22 protein-coding genes and 1 pseudogene are annotated in these 15,245 nt (G+C 63.5%); 13 read left to right on the forward strand and 10 right to left on the reverse strand.

The features are described from left to right. Positions 1-145: 145 nt before the first annotated feature. The 3 genes from GDA49_04350 to GDA49_04360 form a co-directional block, all read right to left on the reverse strand. Positions 146-571, reverse strand: a complete 426-nt coding sequence (locus GDA49_04350; GenBank protein MBC6439637.1) for a CoA-binding protein — start codon at positions 569-571, stop codon at positions 146-148. Positions 572-639: 68 nt separating this feature from the next. Next, positions 640-1,419, reverse strand: a complete 780-nt coding sequence (locus GDA49_04355) for an enoyl-CoA hydratase (GenBank protein MBC6439638.1) — start codon at positions 1,417-1,419, stop codon at positions 640-642. A 95-nt stretch (positions 1,420-1,514) separates the two neighbouring features. Then, positions 1,515-2,318: a hypothetical protein gene (locus GDA49_04360; protein ID MBC6439639.1), complete on the reverse strand. Its 804-nt coding sequence runs from the start codon at positions 2,316-2,318 to the stop codon at positions 1,515-1,517. 335 nt (positions 2,319-2,653) lie between these two features. On the opposite strand from GDA49_04360, the gene rplM reads away from it, so the two are divergent. The 7 genes from rplM (at position 2,654) to GDA49_04395 (ending at position 6,291) form a co-directional block, all read left to right on the forward strand. Next, positions 2,654-3,118: a 50S ribosomal protein L13 gene (gene rplM / locus GDA49_04365; GenBank protein ID MBC6439640.1), complete on the forward strand. Its 465-nt coding sequence runs from the start codon at positions 2,654-2,656 to the stop codon at positions 3,116-3,118. 57 nt (positions 3,119-3,175) lie between these two features. Further along, positions 3,176-3,607 carry a 30S ribosomal protein S9 gene (gene rpsI / locus GDA49_04370; GenBank protein ID MBC6439641.1) on the forward strand — a complete coding sequence of 144 codons (432 nt, stop codon included), beginning with the start codon at positions 3,176-3,178 and terminating at the stop codon, positions 3,605-3,607. 590 nt (positions 3,608-4,197) lie between these two features. Beyond that, the gene (locus GDA49_04375) at positions 4,198-5,064 is read left to right on the forward strand and encodes a phytanoyl-CoA dioxygenase family protein (protein ID MBC6439642.1); all 867 of its coding nucleotides are present in this window, start codon (positions 4,198-4,200) and stop codon (positions 5,062-5,064) included. Between the two features lie 9 nt (positions 5,065-5,073). Beyond that, the gene (locus GDA49_04380) at positions 5,074-5,448 is read left to right on the forward strand and encodes a hypothetical protein (GenBank protein ID MBC6439643.1); all 375 of its coding nucleotides are present in this window, start codon (positions 5,074-5,076) and stop codon (positions 5,446-5,448) included. Further along, positions 5,445-5,636, forward strand: coding sequence for a hypothetical protein (locus GDA49_04385; GenBank protein ID MBC6439644.1), 192 nt, complete (start codon positions 5,445-5,447; stop codon positions 5,634-5,636). Before GDA49_04380 ends, GDA49_04385 begins: the two co-directional genes overlap by 4 nt. A 196-nt stretch (positions 5,637-5,832) precedes the next feature. Then, the gene (locus GDA49_04390) at positions 5,833-5,988 is read left to right on the forward strand and encodes a hypothetical protein (GenBank protein MBC6439645.1); all 156 of its coding nucleotides are present in this window, start codon (positions 5,833-5,835) and stop codon (positions 5,986-5,988) included. A gap of 102 nt (positions 5,989-6,090) precedes the next feature. Further along, positions 6,091-6,291: a hypothetical protein gene (locus GDA49_04395; GenBank protein ID MBC6439646.1), complete on the forward strand. Its 201-nt coding sequence runs from the start codon at positions 6,091-6,093 to the stop codon at positions 6,289-6,291. Between the two features lie 29 nt (positions 6,292-6,320). Here the strand turns inward: GDA49_04395 and GDA49_04400 are convergent, their stop codons facing one another. Next, the gene (locus tag GDA49_04400; protein MBC6439647.1) at positions 6,321-6,650 is read right to left on the reverse strand and encodes a VOC family protein; all 330 of its coding nucleotides are present in this window, start codon (positions 6,648-6,650) and stop codon (positions 6,321-6,323) included. A 122-nt stretch (positions 6,651-6,772) separates the two neighbouring features. Between GDA49_04400 and GDA49_04405 the strand changes: the two genes are divergently transcribed. Then, positions 6,773-7,036 (forward strand): hypothetical protein, encoded by a 264-nt coding sequence (locus tag GDA49_04405; protein MBC6439648.1) that lies wholly within the window; start codon positions 6,773-6,775, stop codon positions 7,034-7,036. 94 nt (positions 7,037-7,130) lie between these two features. On the opposite strand, the gene GDA49_04410 is transcribed toward GDA49_04405, so the two are convergent. The 4 genes from GDA49_04410 to GDA49_04425 all read right to left on the reverse strand — a co-directional run bounded on the left by GDA49_04410 (position 7,131) and on the right by GDA49_04425 (position 8,704). Next, the gene (locus GDA49_04410) at positions 7,131-7,598 is read right to left on the reverse strand and encodes a glutathione S-transferase family protein (GenBank protein MBC6439649.1); all 468 of its coding nucleotides are present in this window, start codon (positions 7,596-7,598) and stop codon (positions 7,131-7,133) included. A gap of 9 nt (positions 7,599-7,607) precedes the next feature. After that, positions 7,608-7,754 (reverse strand): glutathione S-transferase N-terminal domain-containing protein, encoded by a 147-nt coding sequence (locus tag GDA49_04415; protein MBC6439650.1) that lies wholly within the window; start codon positions 7,752-7,754, stop codon positions 7,608-7,610. A gap of 35 nt (positions 7,755-7,789) precedes the next feature. Continuing rightward, positions 7,790-8,083, reverse strand: a complete 294-nt coding sequence (locus GDA49_04420; protein MBC6439651.1) for an SRPBCC domain-containing protein — start codon at positions 8,081-8,083, stop codon at positions 7,790-7,792. Between the two features lie 192 nt (positions 8,084-8,275). Then, on the reverse strand, positions 8,276-8,704 hold the full coding sequence (locus GDA49_04425; protein ID MBC6439652.1) for a winged helix-turn-helix transcriptional regulator: 429 nt from the start codon (positions 8,702-8,704) through the stop codon (positions 8,276-8,278). A gap of 43 nt (positions 8,705-8,747) precedes the next feature. Here GDA49_04425 and GDA49_04430 point away from each other — a divergent pair, with 43 nt between their 5' ends. From GDA49_04430 to GDA49_04450, 5 genes are all read left to right on the forward strand, one after another. Next, on the forward strand, positions 8,748-9,896 hold the full coding sequence (locus tag GDA49_04430; protein ID MBC6439653.1) for a Re/Si-specific NAD(P)(+) transhydrogenase subunit alpha: 1,149 nt from the start codon (positions 8,748-8,750) through the stop codon (positions 9,894-9,896). 3 nt (positions 9,897-9,899) lie between these two features. Continuing rightward, positions 9,900-10,214 (forward strand): NAD(P) transhydrogenase subunit alpha, encoded by a 315-nt coding sequence (locus GDA49_04435; protein ID MBC6439654.1) that lies wholly within the window; start codon positions 9,900-9,902, stop codon positions 10,212-10,214. Continuing rightward, the gene (locus tag GDA49_04440) at positions 10,211-11,599 is read left to right on the forward strand and encodes an NAD(P)(+) transhydrogenase (Re/Si-specific) subunit beta (protein ID MBC6439655.1); all 1,389 of its coding nucleotides are present in this window, start codon (positions 10,211-10,213) and stop codon (positions 11,597-11,599) included. The genes GDA49_04435 and GDA49_04440 overlap by 4 nt, the downstream gene beginning before the upstream one ends. 192 nt (positions 11,600-11,791) lie before the next feature. Then, positions 11,792-11,956 carry a hypothetical protein gene (locus GDA49_04445; GenBank protein MBC6439656.1) on the forward strand — a complete coding sequence of 55 codons (165 nt, stop codon included), beginning with the start codon at positions 11,792-11,794 and terminating at the stop codon, positions 11,954-11,956. Continuing rightward, complete coding sequence (locus GDA49_04450) at positions 11,956-12,276, forward strand: hypothetical protein (protein MBC6439657.1); 321 nt, start codon at positions 11,956-11,958, stop codon at positions 12,274-12,276. The genes GDA49_04445 and GDA49_04450 overlap by 1 nt, the downstream gene beginning before the upstream one ends. On the opposite strand, the pseudogene GDA49_04455 reads toward GDA49_04450, so the two are convergent. Together GDA49_04455 and GDA49_04460 are read right to left on the reverse strand one after the other, a co-directional pair. Continuing rightward, positions 12,273-13,822 (reverse strand): annotated as a pseudogene (locus tag GDA49_04455) (trimethylamine methyltransferase family protein). The gene GDA49_04450 and the pseudogene GDA49_04455 overlap by 4 nt on opposite strands. After that, complete coding sequence (locus GDA49_04460; protein MBC6439658.1) at positions 13,819-15,165, reverse strand: MmgE/PrpD family protein; 1,347 nt, start codon at positions 15,163-15,165, stop codon at positions 13,819-13,821. The pseudogene GDA49_04455 and the gene GDA49_04460 overlap by 4 nt, the downstream one beginning before the upstream one ends. Between the last annotated feature and the right edge of the window lie 80 nt (positions 15,166-15,245).

Below are 15,245 nucleotides of genomic sequence, written 5' to 3' on the forward strand. Positions count from 1 at the left end.
GGCCGCTGCGGTGAGCGATACGATCCGGCGGGTCCCCTCACTCTTCCCCGTTGGGTCGAGGGGACATTTGCGCAGGTCATCCCTTCTCCCTCGGGCCGGAAAGGGAGGGACCCGACGCGAATCAGTGGGAGGGTGAGGGGCCACCTCATATCTTCAGCGCCTTGGCGGTGATGATCCCGGAGTTGATGCCGCCCCAGGAGAGTTCGCTGGAGAGGCGGCCATACTCGATCTTGGGGCAGCGGTTCATCACGACGTTGAGGCCCGCCGCCTCGGTCCGTGCCGCGGCTTCGTTGTTACGCACGCCGAGCTGCATCCAGACCGTATCGATCTGGTGCTTGTCCTTGAGCGCGATCGCTTCGTCGGTGATCGGGCCCGCGGCCTCCGCGTTGCGAAAGATGTCGACCATATCGAAGCATACGGGCACCTCTGTCAGCGAGCCGTATACGATCTCACCGTGGATCTCCTTGCCGGCCGATGTCGGGTTGACCGGAATCACGCGGTATCCCTTGGCCTGCAGGTATTTGAAGACGAAGTTGCTGGGGCGCGCCCAGTTGGGACTGGCGCCGACCATGGCGATGGTCCGGCAGCGCCGCAGAATGCCGCGCAGGTACTCGTCTTCGTAAGTCTCATGATCCAAAGCTATTCGCCGGTCCAGGTCGGCTGGCGCTTCTCAAGGAAGGCGTCGATCCCTTCCTCGGCGTCGCGCGCCATCATGTTCTCGGCCATCACCGTGCTGGCATAAAGATAAGCATCGTCGAGCGGCATCTCGAGCTGGCGGTAGAAGGCCTCCTTGCCGACAGCAAGCGTCAGCGGCGATTTCGAGGCGATCTGGCGAGCCAGAGCCAGGGTCTCGTCGGCCAGGGCATCCGCGTCGACAACGCGGTTCACAAGCCCCATCGCCTTGGCGCTCTCGGCATCGGCCATGTCGCCGGTCAGCAGCATCTCCATGGCTTGCTTGCGCGCCACGTTGCGAGACAACGCGACCATGGGCGTCGAGCAGAACAGCCCGATGTTGACCCCCGGCGTCGCGAAGCGCGCGTCGGTCGTCGCCACGGCCAGATCGCAGGTCGCGACAAGCTGGCAGCCCGCCGCCGTCGCAATGCCGTGCACTTGGGCGATCACCGGCTTGGGCAGGGTGACGATGGAGGTCATCAGCTGGCTGCACTGGGCGAAGAGATCATCGTAGTTGCCCCGGCCTGGATTGGCGCGGATTTCCTTGAGATCGTGGCCGGCGCAGAAGGTGGGGCCGTTGCCCGCAATCGTCACGACATGGATGGCGCGGTCGGCGGCGATGGCGTCAAGCTCGTCCTGGAGGGCGGCCATAAGCCCGACCGAGAGCGCGTTGCGCTGCTTCGGACGATTCAGCGTGAGGCGGGCTACGCCCTTGGCGTCGTCGCGGAGAAGGATGTCATCGGTCATGAGCACAATGTGGCGTGTGCCGGTCCCGCCAGCAAGCCGATCACGCGCGAAACGGTTGCTCTAGACCGGTTGCCAACCCGAAGCTGCGGAAACGTTCAGCGGATCGGCAGCGCCATGGTCCAGACCAGTCGTCTCCACCCGGAAGCACCCAAAATCCTCGCGGCGGAGCCCCAGCTCTTCGTGTCAGACATCACCGAGTCCTGCGAATTCTCCGAAGATCTCGGCTTCGAGTCGAACAGGGTGTGGGTCATGGGATCGACCTCACCGCTCACGGTTTCAAGTCCGCGTTCGAGCGAGGCGATCACGGCGTTGTGCAGCGGCAGCGCCATTTGATCCGCGCCCCGGTCGCCCTCACCGATCCGGGCCTCACCCTGGGCCGACCCGGCGGGCAGGCCGCCGAGATCGAGCAGCCGTTCGAGTAACGCCTCGCTGCGGTACATCATGACCAGTGCGGCATTGAGTTCGCGTTCGGTGAGGTCTTCCCAGCCGCCGTGTTCGTGCTTCAGGCTGTGAAAGAAAATCTGGCTCACCGCCGAGGTCATGACGGGCAGGGTGCCTTTGATCGCCGCTGTGGCGATATCAGTGCCGCCCATCTTCGGCAGCAGATGTTTGCGGTTGGCCGGTTCCTCAATCCCCTCCGAGCCCAACGCCAAGGCCTCCAGCACCTCGACATCGGCGCGTTCGGCATCGGCAATGGTCAGAAGTGTCGCACGTGCCTCATCGTCGGCGCAGGCATCCATCACGCGATCGACGGCTGCGATGAATCCCAGGATCTGCTCGGCATCGGCCAGGAAGATGGCCTTCGGCGTGGTGCCGATCGTGATCGGTTCGGCGTCACGGTCGACGGGGCCGCCGCCGAGCCGTGTCGTGACGCCGACCAGCGCCTTGGTGCGCTGCATCTTCCCGATCCACTCCCAATTGCGCGCACCGCCCTTGGAATGGCCCTAGGCGCGCAGCATGCGGGAATGGAAGAACTTCTGGTTGATCGGCGGAATCATCGCCATCAGGACGTCCTGGAGCGCCTCGACCGTGCGGTCGTTTGAACTGGTCTCTTCCATAGCCTTGCCAAGCCCCGCTTTTCGGACCATTTCACAGCAGATAGGGCCTGCCAAACGGGCTGCGAAATCAACTCTTCGGTGCGTTGACTCCGCAGGCCCTTGTGTTAGGTTGCGGACCCCTAGGGCTGCGGTGTCAAACGGCACAGCGGCCCTGACTTTATGAGACAAAGAACATCATGAAGACTTACGTCGCCAAACCCGCTGAGGTCGAGCGCAAGTGGTACGTCGTGAACGCTGAGGATATGATCCTCGGGCGCATGGCCGTCGAGATCGCCGACATCCTGCGCGGCAAGCACAAGCCGACCTTCTCGCCGCATGTCGATTGCGGCGACTTCGTCGTAGTCATCAACGCCGAGAAGGTCCATCTCACCGGCAACAAGCGTGACGGCGAGACCTTCTACTGGCACACCGGCCATCATGGCGGCATCAAGGGCCAGACCTTGGGTGCGCGTCTTGATGGCGAGCACCCCGAGCGGGTCGTCATCAAGGCCGTCGAGCGCATGATCACGCGCAACTCGCTGGGTCGCCAGGTGATGAAGAAGCTCAAGGTCTATGCCGGTCCTGAGCACCCACATGAGGCGCAGCAGCCTGAGGTGCTCGATCTCGCCGCGCGCAACCGCAAGAACAAGAGGGCAGCCTGAACCATGGCCGCAACTGAGACCGTGATCCCCGAGGCCGAAGCGCCTGTTGTGCCCGTCATGACCGAAGAGCCGGTCGAACTGCCCGATCCGCAGATCGACAAGCACGGCCGCTCCTACGCCACCGGCAAGCGCAAGAACGCGATTGCGCGTGTGTGGCTGAAGCCCGGCGCCGGCCGCGTCATCGTGAACGGCCGTTCGATCGAGGAGTACTTCACCCGCGGCACGTGGCGTCTGATCCTGAGCCAGCCGTTCCAGGTCGCCGACCGACTCGAGCAGTACGACGTCTTCTGTACCGTCAAGGGCGGTGGCCTTTCGGGCCAGGCCGGTGCGGTGCGCCACGGCATCTCCAAGGCGCTGGTTGCCTATGAGCCCGCGCTGCGCAAGACGCTGAAGAGCTTGGGCTTCTTGACCCGCGACCCGCGCGTTGTCGAGCGCAAGAAGTACGGTAAGCGCAAGGCCCGACGCAGCTTCCAGTTCTCGAAGCGCTAGGCCGCACGAGGCTCAACATACGCAAGACGTTATGCGGCGTTCTCAAACTCTGAGAGCGCCGCATTTCTTTGGAGGCATTGTTGCGTGTTGAACCACCTGATTTCATTCGCTGCCATCGGGAAAACTGCGCAGATAGGCCTTCGCATCGCCCGGAGACCTGTTGCCGACGAGACCTTCGGGTATGACGATGGGACGGGCCGCAAGCTTCTTCACCGAGGCTCTCGGCCAGACCGGGAACAAAGGCCGCGTGCCTGTCCGGCTTCGAACCCGCAGGATTGCTCACAGGATTGATTGTCATCCTGGCCCTGCCGTTCGCGCGCCAGCGAGCACCTCTCGCGCCAACGACGATGCCAGGTGATCGCCGTCGATGGCGCGACAGAGCATCGCGCCGCCGCACCACGCGCCGATAGACTGCCCTTGATCGCATCAACGACCCGGCGGCGAAGGTCCAATCCGTACCAACGCCCCATATTTGACTCCCGAAGCCCCTGCGGGTAGAGGATATGGGTTGGAACAAAGGGGAATCCCCTTTTTCGATCCAGATCAAGAGGAAGATCCTCTAGTTTCGCCGCGACAACGGGGAGGCTGGCATGGCGCAGGCAGAAGTGTTTCTGGTTCCCGGCGAGCAGGTCCGGGCGTTCCAGGAAGACGGCGCGGTCATGATCAAGGGCGTGCTTAACGACGAATGGCTGGCGGAACTCGAGGCCGGGATCACGCTCGATATCGAACAGCCTAGCGACCGCATGATGGACTGGCTTAAGGGCGACGCCAGCGGTAAGCGTCTCTGTGTCGACACCATCACGGTCGGTCACAATCCGCACCTGCACCGCTACATGACGCAGTCGCCGCTGGGACCGATCGCAGCGCAGATGTTCGGTGAGGAAAAGGCGCATGCCTTCTACGCCACCGTCTTCGTGCGCTCGCCCGGAACCCGGTCGCGTACGCCGTGGCATCAGGACCAGACCTACTGGTGCGCCGAGGGGTGCCAGGCATTGAGTGTCTGGACCTCGATCGATCCCGTGCCGCAGGGCACGGAACTGCAGTTCGTGAAGGGCTCGCACCTCTGGGAGAAGCCGCTTGCCAAACCGCATTTCGAGGACGGCAACCTCGGCGGCGAAATGGACCTCAAGGAGTACGAGACCATCCCGGTGCCCGACTTCTCCGGTTCCGATTGCGACGAGTACGAGTTCCTCGGCTGGGCCATGGATCCCGGCGACATCGTGATCTTCCACGGCATGGTGATTCACGGTGGCTCGGGCAACCTGCCCGACGGCATGCAGCGCCGTACGGTGTCGGCACAGTACCTCGGTGCCGACGTTCGCCTCACGCAAAGACCCGGGGGCTGCAATCCCGACTTTCTGCCGGAGTTTGCCGAACACGGCCGCGCCTTGGGCGATCACCCTGCCTGCGGGCTCTGCCCGACCATCGGTGCGGATGGACGCCTGTTCGCAGCCTAGGAGGACGCCATGACCGGTGTCGGTCCGCAACCCGGGCACGTCGACGCCACCAGAATGGTGGCGTTTGAGGTGTCGTTCACCGAGGAGGAGTACGCCGCGCGCCTGGAACGCCTGCTCGGCATGGCGAGCGAACAGCGGCGCGACCTGCTCTGGAACACCTCACCCGAGGGTGTCGCCTGGACCCACGGCTTCTTCGCCTCCTGGCATACGGGGCAGGGGCCGATGCGTTATCCGCAGCGTTACGGCACGGCGGTGCATGTGGAGTCCGTTCGTTTCATACATTTCGACAACTCGACCGAGGAGCCGGTGCTGGCCCGCACCTCGATCTGCCGAGACAACCGCTACACGCCCGACCGCGAGGTCGACCCAACATCCGTTTCATGATGAAGGAGCTCAAGGCCGAAGGCTGGCTCGGTGGCACGGTGAGCATGGAATTCTGGATCTACGTCTCCAATCACACGATCAGCACGATGTTCGAGGGTGCCTTCCTGACCCACGGCTGTCGTCCGGTCGACATGAGCGAGTTGATGCGCCGCGTCCGGTGCCAGAAGTCGGCCCAAGAGATCGCCTAGACCGAAGAGGCCATGCGCATCTGCGACATCGGCCACCACACGATCATGGCGAACCTGCGATCCGGCATCATCGAGCTCGAACTCTTCGGTCAGATATGGCTGCGATGATGGCGGCGGGCGGCGAGTTCTCCGCGCTGATCCCGATCTTGAACACCTCGCCCATGGATGTGGAGGTGCCAATGTCGAACGGCACACCATGGCCTCCCGCAAGGTCATCCAGAAGGGTGAGATCCTCGGCGCCGACATCTGCGGTGTCTTCAATCGCTGTAACGCCAATACGTTGCGCGGGTACTACGTCGGCGACGAGCCGCAGCAGAGCAGTACAAGAAATCCGGTGGAAGCTTCGATGTAATCTGTTCGGAGGTGAATGCCAGCATGTCAGCCGCCGAGGTCATCCGGCCCTTGCGCGCCCACTACGAGGAAGTCGGCATCTGGACAGAACGGCGGGCTGGGCTTGGGTCACGAGCTCGGCTGGATTGGCGACTTCTACTTGCATCTGGTCGACGACAGGTATCTGGACCATATATTCGAGGAGAACATTGTTACCAACTATGGGAGCCTTTTCAACACCGACCTGATCGACATGCTGGTCTACGGCAAGGACGGCACCCGCAAGTTATCCGAAATGCCGCTGGAACTGCTTGTCGCGGGCTGAGAGCATTACTCGACCAGCATTGCGTCGTTTCAGCGCTCCTGCATCTCCGCGGGGCTGACCTCTTCGATCGGCGCAGAGAGGAACCAGACGTAGCCGAAGGGGTCGGAGACCATGGCCGTGCGTTCGCCGGAGAACTCGTCCTTGGCCTTGCGCAGGATCATGGCACCCGCGGCTTCGGCTCTGGCCGTCACCGCTTTGATATCGTCGTTCCTGAGAAAGAGCTTCACCGGCGAACCGCCAAGGGCTGCGGGCGAGAGCGCACAATCTTTCGAGTCAAATGAGCAAATCCGGAACTGGCACCGGACCCGGCCGCCCGCGCCGATGCTCTCGAACATCGTATTCGGCGCGGCGGGTTCCATGCTGATTGCGCTGCTCGCGGTTTATGGCCTGCGCCTTGGACAGGACGAAGGAACGGCGACTCGGCGTTCCGATTCTCGTCGTCCCACTCCCTTGCAGTCAGCGCGAGACCATTCGGGATGGCATGGCCGGAGACGACGTACCATTCGCCGTCGTCGAAAGTCTCGGATTCGAAGCGATCGAGGAGTCTGCAGCACCAGATTTCCGTGCTGGCATGTTCGAACCGGATCGCTTCGAACAGCAGAAGATCGACCACGATCTCAACGCGATTAACGACCGTGAGGTCGCCGTTGTCGTCGTCGCTTGCGATGGCAATGTGATGGCTGCCGATCGAAATACCGACACACAACAGGGCATAGCGCAGTTCCCCGGACTCTCGGCGTGGTGAGATGCGGCAGCTGGGAGCGCTAGGAGCAGGCTGCGGCGTGTCAGCAGAGGTGCCATGGCCATTGGCACGCGCGCGAGCGGGGTGCACCTTACGGTCAGCCCACATGCGGGACCGTTACCGCAACGGCGTCACGAGCGTTCATGCGCTCGAACCAGGTCGACAGGTTCGGCTGTGCGGCGATCAGGTCAGCCGTATCGGAGCAACCGAGCCCATAGGCAATGCTCGGCACGAAGTACCAGTCGGCGAGCGTGGGTTCGGCGCTGCCGAAATGGCCGCTGTCGGCGACGGCGGCATCAAGCACAGGCAGTATGTGTTGCACCTTGGGCAGGTTCTCGGCGATGGTCGCTTCGTTGGTCTCCATGCCGAACATCGGCTTGACGACACGTTCGAGGACGATGCCCACGGTCAGCGCCTCCTGGACCGAGTCGTTGTGGACACCGACCCACTGCATCGTGCGGACGGCTTCTGCGTCTTCCGGGACGAGGCGCGGCCCGCCGAAGTGGACGTCGAGATAGGTCGCGATCGCGAGCGACTCATAAATCACCGTGTCGCCGTGCACCATGATCGGGATCTAGTGAAACGCGTTCAGAGCAAAGTGTTCCTCGCTGCCCATCTCAAGCGGCATGAGATTGTAGTCGACGTCCTTCTCGTGGAGGCCGATGCGGATCGTGCGCACGAAGGTGGAGGCGTTGAAGCCGTAAAGCTTGATGTCGGCCATGGGTGTGTCCCTTGGTTGAGTGGGGAAGGCGCCTGTCAGCCCGAGAGGTGAACTTCGAGCTTGTTGAACGAGCTCGACCAGCCTTCGTTGTGGAGACGGGCCGCTTCGTCCGACGGCATCAGGGTCTGGTGAAGATCAAGAACGGTGTCATTGCCGACCGTGGTGAAGGTCAGCGTGACCAGCATTTCGGTCCCGTCGGGATTGGTGATCCACCGCCATGTGAAGACCAGCCGCTCCGGTTTGGTGATCTCGCGGTAGACACCGGCGACTGTGTGGATGTTGCCCTCACTGTTGTGGATCGCGAGCTCGTAGGCACCACCGACCCGCATCGACCTTCGGCGCCGGACAGGTCATGCCTTCGGTGCCCACCAGGCACTGAGTGCGACAGGATCAAGAAAGGCCGCGAACACCCGTTCGCGTGGCACCTTGAAGCGTCGGCTGATCTTGAGTTCGTGTTCCTCGGACACGGTTCAGGTGGCCGCCTCGTCACGAGTAGCGGTCCGGCCGCTGGTGTCTTCCAGCTAACGGGCCAGCTGGTTGAACGTCTTCTGCCAGAACTCCCTGCGTTCGCGGATCCAGCCTGTCGCATCGTCGAGCGGCTCCGGCGCAGGCCGGCGGTGGTGCACGCGGCCGTCTACGGTGTGACGGATCAGGCCCGCGTTTTCCAGGACTTTCAGGTGTTTCGAGATTGCCGGCAGCGACATCGCGAAGGGTTCGGCCAGTGCGCCCATTTTGGCTTCGCTCTCGGCAAGCCGTGCCGGGATCGCGCGGCGTGTCGGATTGGCCAGAGCGTGGAAGGTCGCGGACAGGGAGTCATCATTATAGTTAGCCGCATGGTTAGATATGGAGAGATGGCGTTTCAGGTCAAGGCGTCTTCGGTTCCCGAGTGTGTTTGCTGCCGCACGGAATGAGTCGCCCACGCCCTTCACAAACCGCGGCGGATCCTTCATTGTGCACTGCAACATTTTCCTGCCTGACGTTGTTGGAAACCCGATGAAGGTCGCGATTCTCAAGGAGCGGCACCCTGGTGAGACCAGAGTCGCCGCTTCGCCCGACATGGTGAAGAAGCTGGTCGGGCTCGGTGTCGAGGTTGTCGTTGAAGCTGGCGCCGGTGCGGCGTCGGGCATCACGGACGATGCGTTCGGCACGGCGGGTGCTGGCATTGCGGGCGATCCGGTCCGCACGCTCGACGGTGCCGAGGTGGTGCTGAAGGTGCGCCGTCCGGCTGTGGAGTGTGAAGGCGAGACCGATGAGGTCGCGCTGATTCCCGCCGGGTCCGTGCTGATCGGCCTGGTCAATCCGCTGGTCGATCGCGGCCAGTTCCAGGCCTACGCTGCCAAGCGCCTGACGGTGTTGGCGATGGAGCTCGTTCCGCGCATCAGCCGCGCGCAGTCGATGGATGCGCTTTCGTCTCAGGCCAACCTGGCCGGCTACAAATCCGTGCTGGATGCCTGCATCTACTACAGGCGGGCCATGCCGCTGATGATGACGGCGGCGGGCACGCTGACGCCCGCCAAGGTGCTGATCCTGGGTGCCGGCGTCGCGGGTCTCCAGGCCATCGCCACGGCGCGTCGTCTTGGTGCCGTCGTATCTGCTTTCGATGTGCGGGCGGCCGTGAAGGAACAGGTCGAGAGTCTTGGTGCCAGCTTTGTCGAGGTTGAGGGCGTCGAAGATGCCGAAAGCTCCGGCGGCTACGCCAAGGAGATGGGCGAGGACTACAAGCGACGCCAGGCCGAGGCAATCGCGGCCGCGCTCAAGAAGTGCGACATCTGCATCACCACCGCGCAGATCCCCGGCCGGCCGTCACCGAAGTTGATCACCGCCGAGATGGTTTGCGCGATGAAGCCGGGTTCTGTTATCGTCGACCTCGCGGTCGAGGGCGGCGGCAATTGCGCGCTGACGCAGTACGACCAAGTCGTCCAGGCCGAGGGTGTCACCATCGTCGGCTTCGCCAATGTCCCGGCGCGCATGGCGACCGATGCCTCGTCGCTTTATGCCCGCAACCTGCTCAATCTGATACAGCCCTTCATCGACAAGGAGAACGGCACGCTCACCCTCGACTTCGAGGATGAGGTCATCGCTGGGGCTTGCGCCATGCGTGCGGGTGAGCTGGTCCACCCCATGCTGCGCGAGGAGGGCTGAGCGATGGAAGCCGCGGTCGATCCTTTCGTTTTCCGGGTCACGATCTTCGTTCTGGCGATCTTCGTCGGCTACTACGTCGTCTGGTCGGTCACACCGGCGCTTCACACCCCGCTCATGGCCGTCACCAACGCGATCTCCTCGGTCATCATCGTTGGCGCCCTGATTGCCGTCGGCCCTGCCGAGATGAATGTCGCCAAGGTGCTCGGCTTCATCGCGGTCACGCTCGCGGCGGTCAACATCTTCGGCGGTTTCACTGTCACTCAGCGGATGCTCCAGATGTTCAAGAAGAAGGAACGTCTGCAGGGAGGTGACCGATGAGCGCCAATCTCACCGCCATCGCCTATCTGGTCGCGGCGGTCTGTTTCATCCTGGCGCTCAAGGGTCTGAGTTCGCCGACGTCGTCGCGTCGTGGCAACGCCATCGGTATCGCCGGCATGGTCATCGCGGTCGTCACCACGGTGCTCGACCCCTCGGTGCTGTCCTACACTTGGATCCTCGGTGGCCTGGTGCTGGGTGGCACGATCGGTGTTGTCATCGCGCTGCGCATCCAGATGACGGCGATGCCCCAGCTCGTCGCGGCCTTCCACAGCCTTGTCGGAATGGCGGCGGTGCTGGTCGCCGCGGCGGCGCTCTACGCGCCCGAAGTCTACAGCATCGTCAGTGATGACGGCACGATCAAGACCGCCAGCAAGATCGAGATGATCCTCGGCATGGCGATCGGCGCGATCACCTTCTCGGGCTCCGTCATCGCGTTCGCCAAGCTGCAGGGCTTGGTCTCCGGCGCGCCCGTGGTCTTCCCCGGCCAGCATCTTCTCAATCTCGCCATCGGCCTCGTGATGATCGGTGTCACCGTGTGGTTCGTCTCGGGCGAGGCGGAACTGGCGTTCTGGATCGTCGCCGGTCTCGCCTTTCTGATCGGCGTCACGCTGATCATCCCGATCGGCGGTGCGGACATGCCAGTCGTCGTCTCCATGCTCAACAGCTACTCGGGCTGGGCGGCCGCGGGCATCGGCTTCACGCTGGAGAACGAGCTTCTGATCATAACCGGCGCTCTGGTCGGCAGCTCAGGCGCGATCCTGAGCTACATCATGTGCAAGGGTATGAACCGCTCGTTCATCAGCGTGATTCTCGGCGGTTTCGGCGCCGATGGCGGTGCGGCGGCCGATCTCGGTGATCGCACGGTCAAACAGGGCAGCGCCGACGATGCTGCCTTCATCATGCAAAACGCGCGCAAGGTCATCATCGTGCCGGGCTATGGCATGGCCGTGGCCCAGGCCCAGCACGCCCTGTGCGAGATGGCCGACAAGCTCAAGGACGAGGACGTTGAGGTGGCCTACGCCATCCACCCAGTGGCCGGACGTATGCCGGGCCACATGAACGTTCTGCTGGCCGAGGCCAACGTGCCCTACGACGAGCTCTTCGAGCTCGAAGAAATCAACTCCCAGTTCGCCACGGCCGACGTCGCCTTTGTGATCGGTGCCAACGACGTCTGCAATCCGCTTGCCAAGACCGACCCGCAGAGCCCCATTGCCGGCATGCCCATCCTGGACGCCGACAAGGCCGGCACCGTGCTGGTGATCAAACGCTCGCTCTCGCCGGGTTACGCCGGCATCGACAATCCGCTGTTCTACATGGACAGCACGATGATGCTCTTCGCTGACGCCAAGAAGATGGTCGAGGACATCGTCAAGGCGCTTGAGTAGCGTTCCGTCCGCATCACTGCGGGAGAACGCAATGACTATTCTCTACGAGTTTCCGTCGACCCGCTCGCAGTGTGCAAAATGGGCGCTTGAGGAAGTCTGGGTGTCGTACGAAGGGCGGCTCTGGTCGATCTGCCGAGCAAGGAACAGGACGGCGATACCTGTCGCATACTCCATCCGCTCGGCGTCGTGCCGGTGCTGGAGACAGCCGGCTACACGATGATTGAGTCGGTGTCGATGGTGTTCCAGATCATCGACGAACATCCCGAAAGCGGCCTCGCCCGTCTGTTGGATCGCCGGACCGTGCGCTCCACTACCAGTAGGGTGTCTTCGCTGCTGCCGAAATCGACCGCGTCTTGATGATGGTGTTCGATAACATGATGCTACCATCGGAAGGCATGCGGCTTACCGGCAGCACGCACAATGCCGACGTTGCTGGACGCGGACGCCACCTCTTCGGCGTATGCGCCGAGGTGGTTGCCCGTGCTCTCCATGGCAATGACCACATCCTGGGCGGCACCTTCAGCGGTGCGGATATCATGGTCGGCCACAGCTGTTTCATAGCGCGGGTGGCCAGACTTCTGGATGACCAGCCCGCCCTTTCAGCCTGTCTCGACCGTCTCGCCAGACACCCGGCCTACCGCTGCCTCTACCCGGGCTCCGTCGCGTTCTCGTCCTAGAAGTGCATCCGGAACCGCTCGCGGATCGTGCGGTCGATGTCGGGCGGGATATGTAATGGCGGGGGTGCAGCGAGCAGCTCGCGGGTGCGCTCGCGTGCCTGCTCCAGCAGATCGGGCGTGCGCTGTGCGTCCCATTCCTGCGGCGTCTGGCGGTCGCCGAGCGTGGGATAGAAGTAGTCGTCCTGCATGCGTTCCAGGGTCTGGGCATGGCCGAGGAAGTGACCGGGGCCGTCGATGCAGACATCCCGGATGGTCTCGAACGACAGCGTCTCGTCACTGACCTCAATGCCGCGTGTCGCGCGCATGACGGCACCGATGAGGTCGTTGTCGAGCACGAAGCTCTCGAGCGAACAGGCCAGCAGCGAGCCATACATGCCGGCGGCCTCGTAGATCAGGTTCGCACCTGCGAGCGCACTCAGGAGCTCGGTGTAGCCCTTCTCGTAGCCCGCCTGGAATCCGGCATCTTGGAATCAGTCATGCCTGCCGAGACCGCGCAGGGGATGCCATAGTGCTGAGCCATCTGGGCGCAGGCGGCCATCAGCAGACCCTGTTCCGCACTGCCGCCTGACATGGCGCCTGTGCGCAGGTCCGAGACGAAGGGCAGGGCACCGAACAGCGCAGGATGACCCGGTCGCAGCAAGTTCACATAAAGCAGCCCCGCCAGAACCTCGGCGGTTTGCAGTGCGATCGCGCCGGCAAGCGCCGCCGGGCTGGTGGCACCTGCCTGTCCAGCGGATACGAGCTTCAGGGGCACACCCGTGTCGCAGGAGAGTTCGATGACGCCGAGCGCCTCCTCGGCGAACTTGAGCGGTGGCACGATAAAACAAGTCGAAACGCACAGGAACGGACGCGCGCGAAAGGCGTCTTCGCCGCCGGCGATGCAGTGCACGATGTCGAGGGCGTCCGCGAGATGCTCCTGGTTGCCGAAGCTGGTGCCGACGTGTTTGGCCGTGCCGGCCAGGCATGCATACGCGGTGTTGAGGTCCATCTCGCGGGGGTCGGTGATGTCGCGCGCCACCACCGTTCGCTGGAACATGTGGATATTGGGCAGCGCATTGGCAAGCCGCGCCATGTCGTAGAGGTCGCGTGCCGTCGAATCGCGGATCGTCCGGCTTTCGGTATCGACGATGTGAACCGCCGCACCCGAGGTCCCGAGATGAATGCGTGTGGCCGAAGGGTCGATGTCGTGGGCCGGATCCTGGGCATGAAGCTTGAAGTCGCGACCCGCCGTCGCCAGCACGGCCTCGGAGACCTCTTGCGGGATCAAGAGACGGCCATCGTTGGTCAGGCGGCCACCAGCAGCCTCGAAGGTCGCAATGCTGCGGGGTGTCGCATCGCGCAGGCCGATCTCAGCAAGAATGCGTAGTGCGGTCTCGTGGACGGCCTGCACATCGTCGCGTCTCAGGGGTTTGTAGCGGCCGCCGTTGATGCCGGGCCAGATCGCACTCGTCGGGCCCTTGCCGGCACCGTCGATACGCTCAGCGCGTCGGGCGGATCGTCCGCCGCGCCGTCTGTGAGACTCCTGTGAAACAGCCGCGTCGGTCATGGTGCCGTGCTCCATGGCTCTAGAAGGGAAAGAAGGTCGTCGGCGTCGGGCCAGGCGCTGAGCCTGTCGATGGTGCCCCCGTCTGCAGGGAAGCGAGTGGTGTTCTGTCGGAACTTGTCGAGGATCTGCGCCGACGTCATGGGACGTTGCGGCGAACCCAGCGGATAGGCGACCCGGACCTCGTGCACCGTGCCGTCGGCCAGGGTGACAGACAGCCTGTCGGGGTCGTCGGGATCGTAGTTGAGGCGCGGGTTCAGCGGTGCGAAGGAATGCACCGTGCTGAGCCCGATCAGACGTGCAACGTCCGGCTCTTGCCAGCGCTCCCGGACGAAATCGTCAGCGGTGACGTGGCCGTGCACCAGGGCCTGTGTGGCGCAGAACGGCAGGCTGAATCGGGCCTGGCGGGCATCGTCGGGCTGGCGGAACGGCAGAATGCCGGCATGCATTGCAGGAAGATAAATCGCGATCCCGGCGATCTGATCCGCTGCCGGAGACATGCGCTCACGAACGTTCAGCGCGCAGTCGATGATCCTGTGGGTGTAGCCGCAACTCGGGTAGGGCTTGAAGACAAGGCCATGCTCGGCGAGTGCGAGGACATGACCGAGGCTCTCCATCGCACTCGCGATCTGTGCTTCGCCACATGATGTCAGCGTGGCGTAGCCCTGATCCTTTTCCAGGACATCGGGCACAGCTGTCATGCCGCATCGTGCCAGGCGGGCGCAGGTGATTCCGGCCTCTGCAGCGAAGCCTGCCTGCAGCGGCTTGGCGTCGCTGCCGAACTGCCGTGTCAGGCCTGCGGCCCGACTCACCGCCAGTGACAGGGCGTGTGTTGTCGTGGCCGGGTCCAGTTTCCAGAGGCGCGCCACCGATGCGGCAGCGCCCACGGCGGCGATTGTCCCAGTGGTGTGCCAGCCCCTGTCGTAGTGATCGAAGTTCAGGATATCGCCCAACCGCGCGATCACCTCGAAACCGGCTACATAAGCGTCCCGCATGTCGCGGCCGGCCGGGCGGCACTCCCGAGCGGCAGCCAGCAGCGCTGGAACCATAACGACCGTCGGATGGGAGTTGCCGGGGATCTCCCAGTCGTCGAACTCTAAGGCGTGGCCTGCGACTGCGTTCAGCAGGGCGGCCGCGCCCGGCGTCGTGCAGAGGGCGGTGCCGAAGACCTCCGCCGTGCCGGCGTCGCCGGACATCGCATCCTGCGCCCGGCGTGCGACGGCTTCGGCGGCGCCTGAGATGATGCAGCCGAAAGTATCGAGCAAAGCATCCCTTACGACGTTGACCGTGCCGGGGTCGAGTTCGAAGCGGGCGCCAGCGACGAAGGCGCCCAAGCGCGTGAGCACGGGCGTGTCACTGGGAATCGAGGAAGCAAGGTGGACAGTCGACATGGGACGCCATGCCCGTGGATCATGGAAAGAAGTAT

Source organism: Rhodospirillales bacterium, from assembly GCA_014323865.1.
Classification (GTDB): Bacteria; Pseudomonadota; Alphaproteobacteria; order SP197; family SP197; genus SP197.